Annotated in this window: 11 protein-coding genes; 7 read left to right on the forward strand and 4 right to left on the reverse strand. The window is 64.0% G+C overall.

Translation table 11 applies throughout. The features are described from left to right. Positions 1 to 62: 62 nt before the first annotated feature. The 4 genes from L6D75_RS12030 (at position 63) to guaA (ending at position 4,633) form a co-directional block, all read left to right on the forward strand. Positions 63 to 818 (forward strand): sulfite exporter TauE/SafE family protein, encoded by a 756-nt coding sequence (locus L6D75_RS12030; RefSeq protein WP_176514687.1) that lies wholly within the window; start codon positions 63 to 65, stop codon positions 816 to 818. A 46-nt stretch (positions 819 to 864) separates the two neighbouring features. Continuing rightward, on the forward strand, positions 865 to 1,422 hold the full coding sequence (locus L6D75_RS12035; protein WP_176514688.1) for a sugar ABC transporter ATPase: 558 nt from the start codon (positions 865 to 867) through the stop codon (positions 1,420 to 1,422). Between the two features lie 86 nt (positions 1,423 to 1,508). Further along, positions 1,509 to 2,978 carry an IMP dehydrogenase gene (gene guaB, locus L6D75_RS12040; protein ID WP_176514689.1) on the forward strand — a complete coding sequence of 490 codons (1,470 nt, stop codon included), beginning with the start codon at positions 1,509 to 1,511 and terminating at the stop codon, positions 2,976 to 2,978. A gap of 77 nt (positions 2,979 to 3,055) precedes the next feature. Beyond that, the gene (guaA, locus tag L6D75_RS12045) at positions 3,056 to 4,633 is read left to right on the forward strand and encodes a glutamine-hydrolyzing GMP synthase (protein ID WP_176514690.1); all 1,578 of its coding nucleotides are present in this window, start codon (positions 3,056 to 3,058) and stop codon (positions 4,631 to 4,633) included. A 91-nt stretch (positions 4,634 to 4,724) separates the two neighbouring features. On the opposite strand, the gene L6D75_RS12050 is transcribed toward guaA, so the two are convergent. The 3 genes from L6D75_RS12050 to L6D75_RS12060 all read right to left on the reverse strand — a co-directional run bounded on the left by L6D75_RS12050 (position 4,725) and on the right by L6D75_RS12060 (position 8,216). Continuing rightward, positions 4,725 to 5,918: a hypothetical protein gene (locus tag L6D75_RS12050; protein ID WP_176514691.1), complete on the reverse strand. Its 1,194-nt coding sequence runs from the start codon at positions 5,916 to 5,918 to the stop codon at positions 4,725 to 4,727. 82 nt (positions 5,919 to 6,000) lie between these two features. Continuing rightward, entirely contained in the window at positions 6,001 to 7,176 is a 1,176-nt protein-coding gene (locus L6D75_RS12055; RefSeq protein WP_176514692.1) for a hypothetical protein, read from the reverse strand. 50 nt (positions 7,177 to 7,226) lie between these two features. Then, the gene (locus L6D75_RS12060) at positions 7,227 to 8,216 is read right to left on the reverse strand and encodes a hypothetical protein (RefSeq protein ID WP_176514693.1); all 990 of its coding nucleotides are present in this window, start codon (positions 8,214 to 8,216) and stop codon (positions 7,227 to 7,229) included. A 217-nt stretch (positions 8,217 to 8,433) separates the two neighbouring features. Here L6D75_RS12060 and L6D75_RS12065 point away from each other — a divergent pair, with 217 nt between their 5' ends. Then, entirely contained in the window at positions 8,434 to 9,816 is a 1,383-nt protein-coding gene (locus tag L6D75_RS12065; protein WP_176514695.1) for a multicopper oxidase family protein, read from the forward strand. Then, a complete protein-coding gene (gene tadA / locus L6D75_RS12070) occupies positions 9,816 to 10,295 on the forward strand; it encodes a tRNA adenosine(34) deaminase TadA (RefSeq protein ID WP_176514697.1) in 480 nt (159 codons plus the stop codon). Before L6D75_RS12065 ends, tadA begins: the two co-directional genes overlap by 1 nt. A 48-nt stretch (positions 10,296 to 10,343) precedes the next feature. Here tadA and mltF read toward each other — a convergent pair whose 3' ends face one another. Continuing rightward, entirely contained in the window at positions 10,344 to 11,801 is a 1,458-nt protein-coding gene (gene mltF / locus L6D75_RS12075; RefSeq protein ID WP_176514699.1) for a membrane-bound lytic murein transglycosylase MltF, read from the reverse strand. A gap of 242 nt (positions 11,802 to 12,043) precedes the next feature. Here mltF and purL point away from each other — a divergent pair, with 242 nt between their 5' ends. After that, positions 12,044 to 15,943, forward strand: a complete 3,900-nt coding sequence (gene purL / locus L6D75_RS12080) for a phosphoribosylformylglycinamidine synthase (protein ID WP_176514700.1) — start codon at positions 12,044 to 12,046, stop codon at positions 15,941 to 15,943. Position 15,944 lies beyond the last annotated feature (1 nt).

Below are 15,944 nucleotides of genomic sequence, written 5' to 3' on the forward strand. Positions count from 1 at the left end.
GGCTTGCCGGCAATCGGGCCAGGACGCGCTACCCTGTGCCTGCCTCTTCTGGAACTGACCCCATGCTTGCCCAACTCTCGCTGTCCGCATTCGACTGGCTGCCCATCCTCCTGGCCATCGCCGTGGCCTACATCGTCTTCGGCATCGCCGGCTTCGGCACCGCGCTGGTCGCCGGCCCCGTGCTGATCCATTTCATGCCCCTGTCGCGGATCATCCCGCTGCTGGTGTTGCTGGATTTCGTCGCCGCCTTCGGCAACCTGCTGCCTTCGCGCCGCGACGTGGTGCGCAGCGAACTACTGCGCCTGCTGCCATGCATGGCCATCGGCTGCACCTTGGGCGTGATATTCCTGCTGCACCTCAAGAGCGACCTGCTGCTGTTGCTGATGGGCCTTTTCGTGACGGCCTATGCGCTCTACATGCTGGTCGTGAAGGTGCGCCCGGCAAGGCTTGCGGGCTTCTGGGCGGTGCCGATGGGCACGGTGGGCGGGTTGTTCGGTGCCTTGTTCGGCAGCGGCGGCTTCCTTTATGCCATCTACCTCAGTGCCCGGCTTGAGGTGAAAGAGCAGGTGCGCGCGACCCAGAGCGCGCTCATCAGCTGCAGCACCGTGGTGCGCCTGTCGCTGTTCCTGATCGCTGGCGTGTATGCCGACACCGGCCTGCTGCTGCTCGCCGCCTGCCTGTTGCCGGTGATGTTCGCAGGCCTCTGGGCCGGCCGCCGGCTGAGCCTGAAACTGTCCCGCGAAGCCTTCGTGCGCCTGGTCACCTGGCTGGTGCTGGCCAGCGGCCTGGCGCTGATCGGTCGCTACCTGAGTGCCTGAGCGGTAGAATTGCGCCATTACCGCTATCCCCAGGCCCGTTTCGCCCATGAACACCCAGAGCATCATCGTCCCCAAACTCTCCACCGTGCCGGTGCACGAGGCCCGCGCCAGGGCCATCGTGCGCTGGCTAGTGCGCGAGAAAGTCGTCGAAGAGCAGTTGACCACCTGCGCTCGCACCGGCAACCGCATGGGCCACGCCCTGGCGGCCGGTGCGCGCAAGGTCGCGCTGCACCCCGAGAAGCTGCCGTTCGGCGAGCCGGTAAATGGCCTGGAAGTGATGCTCAAGCGCTGCATCTACACGCCTACCGAGGGCTTCCTGGAAGAAGCCGGCTGCCCGCAGTGCCGGCGCGAGGTGGGCGAGCCTCTGTTCGAAAGCCTGGAAGAGTGGATGCCGGGGGTGAGCGACAACTTCACCTGCCCGCTGTGCGGCTTCGAGGACGACATCAATGGCTTCCTTTACTTGCAGCCATGTGCCTTTTCCAACCTCGGGTTCATCTTCAACAACTGGGGCGAGGCCGGGTTTACCCAGGCCTTTCTCGACAGCTTTGCCGACTGGCTCGACCAGCCAGTGGCGGTGGTGCAGGTAAAACTGCCAGATCGCTGACCGAAGGCCCTTATTTTGCATTGAGCGGCGCGCCGTGGATGAGTATAATGGCGCGCTTCCATTTTTCCCGCCCGGGAGCCCCCGCGATGCTGCGTATCAGCCAAGAAGCCCTGACCTTCGACGATATCCTCCTTGTACCTGGCTATTCCGAGGTACTGCCTAATGAAGTCAGTCTCAAGACCCGTTTGACCCGTGGCATCGAGCTGAACATTCCGCTGGTATCCGCCGCCATGGACACCGTGACCGAAGCGCGCCTGGCCATTGCCATGGCCCAGGAAGGCGGTATCGGCATCATCCACAAGAACATGACCATCGAGCAGCAGGCCGGCGAAGTGCGCAAGGTCAAGAAGTTCGAGGCTGGCGTGGTCAAGGACCCGATCACCATCGAAGCCGACGCCACCGTGCGCGACCTGTTCGACCTGACCCGCCTGAACAACATTTCGGGTGTTCCGGTGCTGGAGAACGGCGACCTGGTCGGTATCGTCACCTCCCGTGACGTGCGTTTCGAAACCCGCCTGGATGCCAAGGTACGCGACGTGATGACGCCTAAAGAGCGCCTGGTCACCGTCCGCGAAGGCGCCGACAAGAACGAAGTCCGCGAGCTGCTGCACAAGCACCGCCTGGAAAAAGTCCTGATCGTCGACGAGAAGTTCAGCCTCAAGGGCATGATGACCGTCAAGGACATCGAAAAGGCCAAGGCCTACCCGCTGGCCAGCAAGGACGACCAGGGTCGCCTGCGCGTCGGCGCTGCGGTCGGCACCGGCAAGGACACCGGCGAGCGCGTTGCCGCCCTGGTTGCCGCCGGCGTTGACGTGGTGGTGGTCGACACCGCCCACGGCCACTCCAAAGGCGTGATCGACCGCGTTCGCTGGGTCAAGGAAACCTACCCGCAAGTGCAGGTGATCGGCGGCAACATCGCCACCGGCGCTGCGGCCAAGGCCCTGGCTGAAGCCGGCGCCGACGCCGTCAAGGTCGGTATCGGCCCAGGCTCGATCTGCACCACCCGCATCGTCGCCGGTGTCGGCGTGCCGCAGATCAGCGCCATCGCCAACGTCGCCGCCGCACTGGAAGGCACTGGCGTGCCGCTGATCGCCGATGGCGGCATCCGTTTCTCGGGTGACCTGTCCAAGGCCATCGTCGCCGGTGCGTCCTGCGTGATGATGGGTTCGATGTTCGCCGGTACCGAAGAAGCACCGGGCGAAGTCGAGCTGTTCCAGGGCCGTTCCTACAAGGCCTACCGCGGCATGGGCTCGCTGGGTGCCATGGCACAGGCGCAAGGCTCCTCCGACCGCTACTTCCAGGACTCCTCGGCCGGCGCCGAGAAGCTGGTACCGGAAGGCATCGAAGGCCGCGTGCCGTACAAGGGCGCCTTGGCTGCGATCATCCACCAGCTGATGGGCGGCCTGCGTTCGTCCATGGGTTACACCGGCAGCGCGACCATCGAAGAGATGCGTACCAAGCCGGAATTCGTGCGCATCACCGGTGCCGGCATGGCCGAGTCCCACGTGCATGACGTGCAGATCACCAAAGAAGCCCCTAACTACCGCGTAGGCTGAGGCTTCAAGCAATAACCGAACGGGGCTGTCACGAACAGCCCCGCGTCGTTTCCGATTTCCACTGACGAGATTGAGTCATGGCCCTCGACATTCACGCTCACCGTATCCTCATCCTCGATTTCGGTTCCCAGTACACCCAGCTGATCGCCCGCCGCGTGCGCGAAATCGGCGTGTACTGCGAGCTGCACCCGTTCGACATGGACGATGAAGCGATCCGCGAATTCAACCCGCGCGGCATCATCCTCGCCGGCGGCCCCGAGTCGGTCCACGAAGCCAACAGCCCGCGCGCGCCGCAGGCCGTGTTCGACCTGAACGTACCGCTGCTGGGCATCTGCTACGGCATGCAGACCATGGCCGAGCAACTGGGCGGCAAGGTCGAAGGTTCCGACCTGCGTGAGTTCGGTTATGCCCGCGTCGACGTGGTCGGCAAGAGCCGCCTGCTCGATGGCATCGAAGACCACGTCGACGACGACGGCGTACTGGGCCTGGACGTGTGGATGAGCCACGGCGACAAGGTCACCCAGATGCCGGGCGACTTCCACGTGCTGGCCAGCACCCCGAGCTGCCCGATCGCCGGCATGTTCGACGATGCGCGCGGCTACTACGGCGTGCAGTTCCACCCGGAAGTGACCCACACCAAGCAGGGCGGTCGCATCCTGTCCCGCTTCGTGCAGGACATCTGCGGCTGCGAAGCCCTGTGGACCCCCTCCAACATCGTCGAAGACGCCATCGCCCAGGTGCGTGAGCAAGTCGGTTCGGCCAACGTCCTGCTGGGCCTGTCCGGCGGCGTCGACAGCTCCGTGGTTGCCGCGCTGCTGCACCGCGCCATCGGCGACCAGCTGACCTGCGTATTCGTCGACAACGGCCTGCTGCGCCTGCACGAAGGCGACCAGGTGATGGCCATGTTCAAGGAGAACATGGGCGTCAAGGTGATCCGCGCCGACGCCGAGAAGCAGTTCCTCGACAACCTGGAAGGCGAAGCGGACCCGGAGAAGAAGCGCAAGATCATCGGCCGCACCTTCATCGACGTGTTCGATGCCGAAGCCAGCAAGCTGGACAACATCCAGTTCCTCGCCCAGGGCACCATCTACCCGGACGTGATCGAGTCGGCTGGCGCCAAGAGCGGCAAGGCCCACGTGATCAAGTCGCACCACAACGTCGGTGGCCTGCCGGAGGAAATGAACCTCAAGCTGGTCGAGCCGCTGCGTGAGCTGTTCAAGGACGAAGTGCGCAAGATCGGCCTGGAGCTGGGCCTGCCCTACGACATGGTCTACCGCCACCCGTTCCCGGGCCCGGGCCTGGGCGTGCGGATCCTCGGTGAAGTGAAGAAGGAATACGCCGACATCCTGCGTCGCGCTGACCACATCTTCATCGAAGAGCTGCGCAAGGCCGACTGGTACCACAAGACCAGCCAGGCCTTCGTGGTGTTCCAGCCGGTCAAGTCGGTGGGCGTCGTCGGCGACGGCCGCCGCTACGCCTGGGTCGTCGCACTGCGCGCCGTGGAAACCGTGGACTTCATGACCGCACGTTGGGCGCACCTGCCCTACGAGCTGCTGGAAACCGTCAGCGGCCGCATCATCAACGAAATCGACGGCATCTCCCGCGTCACCTACGACGTGTCGAGCAAGCCGCCGGCCACCATCGAGTGGGAGTGATCGCTAGCCGGTGCTGACCGGCAAGCGCTTGCTGAAAACGCCAAGGGCCCGCACTCGTGCGGGCCCTTGGCGTTTGTGCACGGCGCTGAGGTTAAATGGCTGATGCCGCCTCGGCGGCGGGCGCGTCTGGCGAACGCACAACCCAGTCGCCTGCGGCCGTCGTTTCCAGTTGCGGCACCTTGGATGGGGTTGCCGCCGTGGCTTGGGCGAAAGCGCTCAACTGCTCGATCAAGCGCTGAGGCAGGCCCACGATCTCGCTGACCTGTTCGTTGTCGATGCCGCCTCTGAGCGCACGCATCGCCGTTTGAACCTGCCTCTCGCGGATGGCAATGTCACGCATCCTCGATTGGCTCTGGTCGATGAGAACCGCCTTGGCCAGGCTCGCCTGCCTTAGCAGTTCAGGGAAAACCGCTTGCATGCGCTGGCGCTGCTCACTCACCGCTTGGGCGGTACTGCCACCATGGACCTGTTCGCCAAGGCATTCGGCCAGCCCAGCGATCTGGGCAAAATGCGTTTGCAGCACGAGCGTATTGCCCTGCGTATCGATCAACTGGTCTTGCCCGTCAGGGCCTTGCTGCGAGAGCGGCACATACAGGTCGCGCATTTGCGCGACCATCTGTTCGAATGTCTCGTGAACGCTTTGCAGGTACTTGTCGGCTTCGCGGGCATATTGCTCGAGCTGATCCTGCAGCGCTTGCATTTGCGCAATGGAGCGCGCGCTCATGAACAGCTCGAACGCGGTCATGAACATGCCGAAATAGCGCGCCGTGGCGGCAAGCCGGTTTACCCATTGCGCAGCGCTCGAGAGTTCGGCGGTGCCCGCCACGGTGGTTACCGGGCGATTGGCGGCGCCGATCACGGTCATCTCGATGCCAGGCTGTGCCAGTGGCGCAGATGACAGCATCTGGCTGAACGACAGCCGGCGAAGCTCGCCGATGAACAGGGTGGTGCGTAGCGCATTGAGGCTGAAGGACAGCGCTTTCTTGGTGCCGCCACCCGCCGAGTAGAGTGTGCGCCAGCTATCGACCGGGAGCTTGAGGCTCGGTTGGTCGGGCGGGGCGACGCGATTCATGGTCTTGATTTCCCGGCCTAGCTGCTCCGCTACGTCCTGCAGGTAGCTGCTGGCCGCCTGGCCGAACGCTTGGCAATCGCCAAGGCTCTGCTCGAGGCATTTGAGACGCAAGGACGCCAGTTTGAGTGCTTGGGTGCGCTGCCCGGAGGCCTTTTCGTGGAAGCTCTGGATGACGTAGCTCACGCCTTGGGTGATGTCGTTGAAGAGGGTCATGATGCTTGCTCCTTGTAGGGGCGGCAGAAAGCGAAGGCGCGCAACGCCTCGCGCTCGCAGCGAGCGCGAGGCGTACCTGGGATCAAGCGTCGATCAGCTCGAGGTTACCCTGTTTGTTCATGAACAGATTGGGGGCTGTTGCTGCTTGCGGATGTTGCTCCACATAGGCAGCCAACTGATCGAGCAGGCCAGGCTCCAGCTCGACCGTGTCAGCGACCTCCTCCAGCGGCCGTTTGCGGCGTAGCATCTTGAACGCCATGCGCACCTGGTCCTGAAGCGTTGCCAGCACTGTCATGCTCTGGGTGAGGGCAGGCACCAACACGGCCTTGAGTGTCGATTGGTTTTGCACCAGGCGAAGCCGCACATCCTGGAATGCCTTGTCATCGGTGGCATTTTGCTGGGTGATGAGTTCGGTGAGGCTTTCGATGTCGGCAAGGAAGTCTTCGAGCAGAAAATCCCGCTCGGGCGCGCCAGGCAGGCGCACGACATGCTTGCCGTTTTCCACCTTGGTGACGCCCTCGTAGGTGGCCCGCAATGCCCCGCACAGCGCCAGCAGCTCGACCTTGATCTGCTTGAGCAGCGTGTCCAGCTCCTGAATGTTGCTTTCCACCTCTTTCTGCGCGTTGCGGATGTTTGCCACTTCGATGCCTTGCAGCACCGTTTGCAGCGCCGCCGCCACCAATCCTGCATAGAAGGCGACCTTGCCGACCATGTTGGTGACCCGCAGTGCGGTGCTGGCAGTTTCGGTGACTTCGCTGGCTACCGTGGCCACGTTGGCCCCGGCGTTCAGCCGCGCGATGCCCTGAATCAGCACCATTTCGACCTCGGCCCCCGAGGCGACTGCGTTGACCGGTGTCGAGGACACCCGCCCCATTAGCGACCACAAACGGGAGGTGCCAATGGCGAGGTACGAGCCGGTGGCCACGACGCTGGTGATTCCCGAGGTGAACAGCGAGATGCGCTTGCCGATGTCCACGCCTTCCGCGAAGGCGCCGGTGGGTTCGACATGGAAAATGTTCTTGAACTGCTGCGCCTGCAGCAGCAGATGCTGGATGACTTCGTTGTAACCGGCGGTCAGAAGCCCATACAGAACCTGTACGTCGCGAATGTCCTGCTGCATGAACCTCAGCTGCTGGCATGTCTGCTCGAGGCGCTTTTTGCGCTCGCTGGTAAACAGCTCATGCCAGCCGGCCACTGCATCGTTCAAGCCGATCATGATGCTGTCGCCGATACCTGTCTCGACTGCTACTTCACTCATTGCGCGATCACTCCTGTTGAACGTTGAGGGTGGATGCGGTGTTGAAACACTCAGGCTGCAAGGATCTTGATGCTGCCGTCGCGGCCGCATTCGAATCGAGGTTGTTGCAACGGGTTGGCCTTGACGAAATCGATCACGTTTTCCAGCGCATCTGGCGAGAGATCGAAGATGTCCTGCAGCTGTTCGAGCGGCATGCCGCTTCGCAAGGCGTTGACCGCTTTGAGCAAATGGGTGGCGGCGACGCTTTGGTCAATGGTGTGCTGTTTGATGGCAACGATCAGGTGGGCATGGACGAATCGATTATCCTGCTCGACCTGTTCACGCATGGTGTTGAACGCGCTGCGGTTCTCCGAATCCTGCTCGCGCGCCAACAGCAGAAGCTTGCGTAAACGGTCGTAGAAGCTTTCGAGCTCCAGTCGTTTGAGCCCATCGAGAGAGTCAACCACGACATGCCGGCCAGCTTGGAGTGGCATGAGAGGATCGTAGGTCGACTGCAGGTCCTGGATGACGGCTTCCACCTCGATGGCCAGGTCCGACAGCAGCTGTTTGAGCTTGGCCGTTTCCTCATCCAGCATGCGGGCCTGCTCGCGCAGGTGTGCTACTTCCATGCCTTGCAGCACGGTCTGCAGCACGGTGGTGATGACGGCGGTGACCACGAACACCTTGCCGGCGATCATGGCCACGCTTGCCACCCGCAAGGCTGTCGACCCAAGCCATACCGTTGCGGCCAGTTGCCCGGCGCCGCTGCTGACCGATGACACGGTATGAATGACGTGCTCGGCGTTGCCTTGCGAAGCGCTTGGGTCGTAGCCCAGATGCAGGTTGAGGTTGCTGGCCTGTGCGGCGAGGGCGCCGATCGCGTCCTGGTGGGTGTCGCAAACGGTTTTGAGTACGGCTTCCAGCGACTTGATGTCTTCGATCAGAAAGCTGAAGCGACGATGGGCTGCCTCGACCTTTTCCTGACGGCTGTGGGTGAAGAGTTCAGCCCAGCCGCAGACGGCATCGTCGATCCCGGTCCAGATAGCGTTCAATAAGCCCATTTCACTCATCCTTGACTGCTGCGTCGGGAGGAAGGGGGATGATGTTATATTGATATTGTTTTCCAGTGATATACGGTTTTGTTCTTAAGCCGTGAGTGCTAAATGCCAACCCGTTAACACTTCACTTAAACTTTCCCATTTGCAGGTGTATCGTATTCGCCCTTCATCGCCAGCCATGCTGGCAGCTTGATTGCGCCGAAATGAGGTACCTGCACCGATGTCCTTTACCCGTCGACAAATGCTCAAGGGCCTGACCGGCCTTGCTGTGGTAGGCCTGGGCGCCGGGGGCGTTACGCGCTACTGGCTGGGCAAGGTGGAGGACGAGAACGCCGGGCACGACTACGAGCTGATCGCCGCGCCCCTGGACGTGGAGCTGGTGCCTGGCTTCAAGACCGAGGCCTGGGCCTTCGGCCCCACCGCGCCCGGCACCGAGCTGCGGGTACGCCAGGGCACCTGGCTGCGGGTGCGGTTCATCAACCACCTGCCGGTGGAAACCACCATTCACTGGCACGGCATCCGCCTGCCGCTGGAAATGGACGGCGTGCCCTATGTGTCGCAGCTGCCGGTCAAGCCGGGCGAGTACTTCGACTACAAGTTCCGCGTGCCGGATGCCGGCAGCTACTGGTATCACCCGCACGTCAGCAGCTCCGAGGAGCTGGGCCGTGGCCTGGTCGGCCCGCTGATCGTCGAGGAGCGCGAGCCCACCGGTTTTCTCCACGAGCGCACGCTGAGCCTGAAGAACTGGCACGTGGACGAGCAGGGTGCCTGGCTGCCGTTCAGCATCCCCCGCGAAGCGGCGCGCAACGGCACCGCCGGGCGCCTGATCACCATCAACGGCCAGGCCGATTCGGTGACCGAGCTGCCGGCCGGGCAGGTGGTGCGCCTGCGCCTGCTGAACCTGGACAACACCTGGACCTACCGGCTCAACCTCAAGGGCAACTGCGAAGCGAAGATCTACGCCCTGGACGGCAACCCGGTGACCCCGCGGCCCATGGACGACGAGTACTGGCTGGGCCCTGGCATGCGCATCTGCCTGGCGCTTCGCATCCCCGAGGCGGGCGAGGAAATTTCCCTGCGTGACGGTTTCGTGCGCCTGGGCACGCTGCGTTCGGTGGCCAGCAACGACGCGCCGAGTGACTGGCCGCCAGCACTGCCGGCCAACCCGGTGGCCGAGCCGGACCTGGCCAATGCCGAGAAGCTCAACTTCAATTTCGAATGGGTCGGCAAGGTGTCGGTGAACACCGAAAATGGCAAGCCGCCAAGCCTGTGGCAGATCAACGGCCAAGCCTGGGACATCACCGACAAGACCTGCGCCGACCGCCCGATCGCCACCCTGCAGAAGGGCAAGAGCTACATCTTCGAGCTGAAGAACATGACCCAGTACCAGCACCCGATCCACCTGCACGGCATGAGCTTCAAGGTGATCGCCTCCAACCGCCGCGACATCGTCGAGCCGTGGTTCACCGACACCTACCTGCTGGGCAAGAACGAACGCGCCCAGGTGGCGCTGGTGGCCGATAACCCTGGCACCTGGATGTTCCACTGCCATGTCATCGACCACATGGAAACCGGCCTGATGGCCGCGATCGCGGTGGTCTGATGCGCCCGCAGATCATCGATCGCAGCCGCGATCAGGAATTCATGCGCCTGGCCCTGGGCCTGGCGGCAGAAGGCGCCGCACTGGGCGAGGTGCCGGTGGGGGCGGTGCTGGTGCAGCATGGCCAGGTGATCGGGCAGGGCTTCAACCGGCCGATCCTCGACAGCGACCCCAGCGCCCATGCCGAGATGGTGGCCATCCGCGCGGCGGCCAAGGCCGCGAGCAATTATCGCCTGCCGGGCAGTACGTTGTACGTGACGCTGGAGCCTTGCAGCATGTGCGCAGGGTTGATCGTGCATTCGCGGGTGGCGCGGGTGGTGTACGGAGCGCTGGAGCCCAAGGCGGGGATCGTGCAGAGCCAGGGGCAGTTCTTCAGCCAAGGTTTTCTCAACCACCGGGTGATGTTCGAGGGTGGGGTGCTGGCCGAGGAGTGCGGGCAGATCTTGAGCGAGTTCTTCAAGGCCCGGCGGGCCAAGGGCTGATAGGTTCTGGCCCTGTCGCCGGCTTGCCGGCGACAGCGCGCTGAAGCCTTACATCGGCGGCGACTGATCCGCCGGCTTGTCCTTGTTCACCCCAGGCACATGCAAGTTGCCCTCGGCCATCTGGCCTTCGAGCTGCGGCTGGGTCACCCAGGTGAGGATGTCGTAGTAACGGCGGATGTTGGCCACGAAGTGCACGGGCTCGCCCCCGCGGGCATAACCGTACTTGGTCTGCCGGTACCACTGCTTCTGCGACAGGCGCGGCAGCATCTTCTTCACGTCCAGCCACTTGTTCGGGTTGAGCTTCTCGCGCTTGGCCAGCGTGCGGGCGTCTTCCAGGTGACCGGTGCCGACGTTGTAGGCGGCCAGGGCGAACCAGGTGCGGTCCGGCTCCTGGATGCTGTCGTCGAGCTCGGCCTTGATCTTCATGAAGTATTTGGCGCCGCCCTGGATGCTCTGGCGGGGGTCCAGGCGGTTGGACACGCCCATGGCCTGGGCAGTGCGCTGGGTCAGCATCATCAGGCCGCGCACGCCGGTCTTGGAGGTGACCTCGGGCTGCCACATCGATTCCTGGTAGCCGATCGCCGCCAGCAGGCGCCAGTCGACCTGCTCGACCTTGGCGTAGCTCTTGAAGTGCTTCTCGTACTTGGGCAGGCGCTGCTGCAGGTGCTGGGCGAAGGTATAGGCACCGACATAGCCCAATACATCGACATGGCCGTAGTAGCGGTCTTTCAGGCGCTGCAGGGTGCCGTTCTTCTGCGCCTTGTCGAGGTATTCGTTGACCTCGTTGAGCAGGCTGTTGTCATCGCCTGCCGCCACTGCCCAGCGCTGGTCGCGGGTGTCGCCCAGGTCGAAGGCGACCCGCACGTTGGGGAAGTACACCTGGTTCATCGCCAGTTCGTTGGAATCGACCAGGGTCAGGTCGATCTGGCCTTCATCGACCATGCGCAGCAGGTCGACCACCTCGACCGCATCGGATTCTTCGTATTCCAGGCCCGGGTACTGCTTTTTCAGCTCGGCCAGCTGGTCGGCGTGGCTGCTGCCCTTGAGCACCATGATCTTCTTGCCCACCAGGCCCTTGGCATCGGTGGGGCGCGGCCGGCCGTTGCGGTAGATGACCTGCGGGGTCACTTCGAGGTAAGGGTGGGAGAACTTGGCCTGGGCCTTGCGCCGCTCGCTGCTGACCAGGCCCGCTGCCGCCAGTACCGGGCCGGAGGGCTTGCCGAGGTCGTCGAACAGCTCGTCGAGGTTGTCGGCCGTCTCGATCTCCAGCTTGACGCCGAGATCGTCGGCAAAATGCTTGACCAATTCGTATTCGAAGCCGGTTTCGCCGTTGCGGTCCTGGAAGTAGGTGGCCGGGCTGTTGCGGGTAATTACACGCAGCACGCCATCCTCCTTCACGCGCTCGAGGGTGCTGGGTTTTTCAACACAGGCACCGAGCATCAGAAAGAGTCCGGTTGCGAAGAGCCATTTGGCGCAACGCTGGCGCAAAGCAGTGTGGGCGAACATAGGTTGCAGTATACGCAAAGGACTGGCCCAGCCATATCTCGACAACAGATAGCTTGTCTGCTAGCGCGTTATGTGGTGGCCCGCCCCTGTCGCCAGCGCAGGGCTTTGCAGGCCAATTTTTTTGACCCGAAAGTCCGGTTCCACCGCCCGGCAGGCTTGGCGTAGAGCGGGTGCCGAAAGCCATCGAATTAGGCTAGAATGCACGGCCTCTAAGCACACCCCTTCCTGAGGCTGTCCCGACGATGTTGATCCTGCGCGGCGCTCCTGCCCTTTCTGCCTTTCGCCACGGTAAATTACTCGAGCAACTGAGCCAGAAAGTCCCCGCTGTTACTGGTTTGTATGCCGAATTCGCCCACTTCGCCGACGTCGCCGGCGAGCTGACCGCCGACCAGCAGCAGGTGCTGGGCCGTCTGCTCAAGTACGGCCCGAGCGTGCCGGTACAGGAGCCCACCGGCCGCCTGTTCCTGGTGGTGCCGCGCCTGGGCACCATTTCGCCCTGGGCCAGCAAGGCCAGCGACATCGCCCACAACTGCGGCCTGCAGTCGATCCAGCGCCTGGAGCGCGGCATCGCCTACTACGTGGCCGGTGAACTGAGCGAGGCCGACGCCGCGCTGGTGGCCGCCGAGCTGCACGACCGCATGACCCAGCGCGTGCTGGCCCAGCTGGAGCAGGCATCGGACCTGTTCAGCCACGCCCAGCCCAAGCCGATGACCTCGGTCGACATCCTCGCAGGTGGCCGCGCCGCCCTGGCCCAGGCCAACATCGACCTGGGCCTGGCCCTGGCCGAAGACGAGATCGACTACCTGGTCAACGCCTTCCAGGGGCTCAAGCGCAACCCGAACGACATCGAACTGATGATGTTCGCCCAGGCCAACTCCGAGCACTGCCGCCACAAGATCTTCAACGCCAGTTGGGACATCGACGGCCAGGCTCAGGAAAAGAGCCTGTTCGGCATGATCAAGAACACCTACCAGATGCACAGCGACGGCGTGCTGTCTGCGTACAAGGACAACGCCTCGGTGATCGTCGGCAACGTCGCCGGCCGTTTCTTCCCGAACCCTGAAACCCGCCAGTACGGCGCGGTGCAGGAGCCGGTGCACATCCTGATGAAGGTCGAGACGCACAACCACCCGACCGCCATCGCCCCGTTCTCCGGCGCCTCCACCGGCTCCGGCGGCGAAATCCGCGACGAAGGCGCCACCGGCCGTGGCGCCAAGCCCAAGGCTGGCCTGACCGGCTTCACCGTATCCAACCTGCGCATCCCAGGCTTCGAACAGCCTTGGGAGCAGGCCTATGGCAAGCCCGAGCGCATCGTCGACGCCCTTGACATCATGATCGAAGGCCCGCTGGGTGGCGCTGCGTTCAACAACGAATTCGGCCGCCCGGCCCTGACCGGTTACTTCCGCACCTTCGAGCAGTCGATCAACACCCCGCACGGTGAAGAAGTGCGCGGCTACCACAAGCCGATCATGCTCGCCGGCGGCATGGGCAACATCCGTGAAGACCACGTGCAGAAGGGCGAGATCACCGTCGGCGCCAAGCTGATCGTGCTCGGCGGCCCGGCCATGCTCATCGGCCTGGGCGGCGGCGCCGCTTCGTCGGTGGCCACCGGTGCCAGCTCGGCTGACCTGGATTTTGCCTCGGTACAGCGCGAAAACCCGGAAATGGAGCGCCGTTGCCAGGAGGTCATCGACCGTTGCTGGCAGCTGGGCGATGAAAACCCGATCGCCTTCATCCATGACGTCGGCGCCGGTGGCATCTCCAACGCCTTCCCGGAGCTGGTCAACGACGGCGGCCGCGGTGGCCGTTTCGAACTGCGCAACGTGCCCAATGACGAGCCGGGCATGGCCCCGCACGAAATCTGGAGCAACGAATCGCAGGAACGCTACGTGCTGGCCGTCAGCGCCGCCGACTTCGAACGCTTCCAGGCCATCTGCGAACGCGAGCGCTGCCCGTTCGCCGTGGTCGGCGAAGCCACCGAAGAGCCGCACCTGACCGTGACCGACAGCCACTTCGACAACACGCCGGTGGACATGCCGCTCGACGTGCTGCTGGGCAAGCCGCCGCGCATGCACCGTTCGGTGACCCGCGAAGCGGAGCTGGGCGATGACTTCGACCCGAGCCAGGTGGACCTGGACAACGCCGTGCAGCGTGTCCTCAACCACCCGGCCGTGGCCAGCAAGAGCTTCCTGATCACCATCGGCGACCGCACCATCACCGGCCTGGTCGCTCGCGACCAGATGGTCGGCCCATGGCAGGTCCCGGTCGCCGACTGCGCCGTCACCGCCACCAGCTTCGACGTCTACACCGGTGAAGCCATGGCCATGGGCGAGCGTACCCCGCTGGCCCTGCTCGACGCCCCGGCGTCCGGGCGCATGGCGATCGGCGAGACCCTGACCAACCTGGCCGCCGCGCAAATCGACAAGCTGTCCGACATCAAGCTGTCGGCCAACTGGATGTCCGCTGCCGGCCACCCGGGCGAAGACGCCCGCCTGTACGACACCGTCAAGGCCGTCGGCATGGAGCTGTGCCCGGAGCTGGGGATCACCATCCCGGTCGGCAAGGACTCGATGTCGATGAAGACCAAGTGGAGCGAGGATGGCGTCGAGAAGAGCGTCACTTCGCCGCTGTCGCTGATCATCACCGGCTTCGCCCCGGTCACCGACATCCGCAACACCCTGACCCCGCAACTGCGCATGGACAAGGGCGAGACCGACCTGATCCTGATCGACCTGGGCCGCGGCAAGAACCGCATGGGCGCATCGATCCTGGCGCAGACCTACGGCAAGATCGCTGCCCAGGCACCGGACGTCGACGACGCCGAAGACCTCAAGGCCTTCTTCGCCGTGATCCAGGGCCTGAACGCCGACGGCCACCTGCTGGCCTACCACGACCGCTCCGACGGCGGCCTGCTGACCACCGTGGTGGAAATGGCCTTTGCCGGCCACTGCGGCCTCGACCTGCAGCTCGACCCACTGACCGACAACCGCAATGACGTGCCGGCCATCCTCTTCAACGAAGAGCTCGGTGCGGTCATCCAGGTACGCCAGGACGCCACCCCGGACGTGCTCGCGCAGTTCAGCGCAGCCGGCCTGGGCGAAGGTTGCGTGGCGGTGATCGGCAAGCCGGTCAACAACGCCGAAGTGTCCATCAGCCTCAATGGCGAAGTGCTGTTCGACGACGACCGCCGCATGCTGCAGCGCCAGTGGGCCGAAACCAGCTACCAGGTGCAGCGCCTGCGTGACAACGCCGACTGCGCCGACCAGGAATTCGACGCGCTGCTCGAAGAAGACAACCCGGGCCTGTCGGTCAAGCTTGGCTTCGACGTCAACGACGACATCGCCGCGCCGTACATCAAGAAAGGCGTGCGCCCGCAAGTGGCGATCCTGCGCGAGCAGGGCGTCAACGGCCAGGTCGAGATGGCAGCCGCCTTCGACCGCGCAGGGTTTGCCGCCATCGATGTGCACATGAGCGACATCCTCGCCGGGCGCGTGGACTTCGAAGCCTTCAAGGGCCTGGTCGCCTGCGGCGGCTTCTCCTACGGTGACGTGCTGGGCGCCGGTGAAGGCTGGGCCAAGTCGGCGCTGTTCAACACCCGTGCCCGCGATGCCTTCCAGGCCTTCTTCGAGCGTACCGACAGCTTCGCCCTGGGCGTGTGCAACGGTTGCCAGATGATGTCCAACCTGCACGAGCTGATTCCGGGCACCGAGTACTGGCCGCACTTCGTGCGCAACCGCTCGGAGCAGTTCGAGGCCCGCGTGGCCATGGTCGAGGTGCAGAAGTCCAACTCGATCTTCCTGCAGGGCATGGCCGGTTCGCGCATGCCGATCGCCATCGCCCACGGTGAAGGCCATGCCGAGTTCGCCAGCGAAGAGGCACTGCTGGAAGCCGACCTGTCCGGTTGCGTGGCCCTGCGCTACGTCGACAACCACGGCAAGGTCACCGAAGCCTACCCGGCCAACCCGAACGGCTCGCCGCGTGGCATCACCGGCCTGACCAGCCGCGACGGCCGCGTGACCATCATGATGCCGCACCCGGAGCGTGTGTTCCGCGCCGTGCAGAACTCCTGGCGCCCGGATGAGTGGCAGGAAGACGCCGCGCTGATGCGCATGTTCCGCAATGCGCGGGTGTGGGTGAACTAAG

The organism is Pseudomonas faucium (assembly GCF_021602585.1).
In the GTDB taxonomy this organism is placed as follows: Bacteria; Pseudomonadota; Gammaproteobacteria; order Pseudomonadales; family Pseudomonadaceae; genus Aquipseudomonas; species Aquipseudomonas faucium.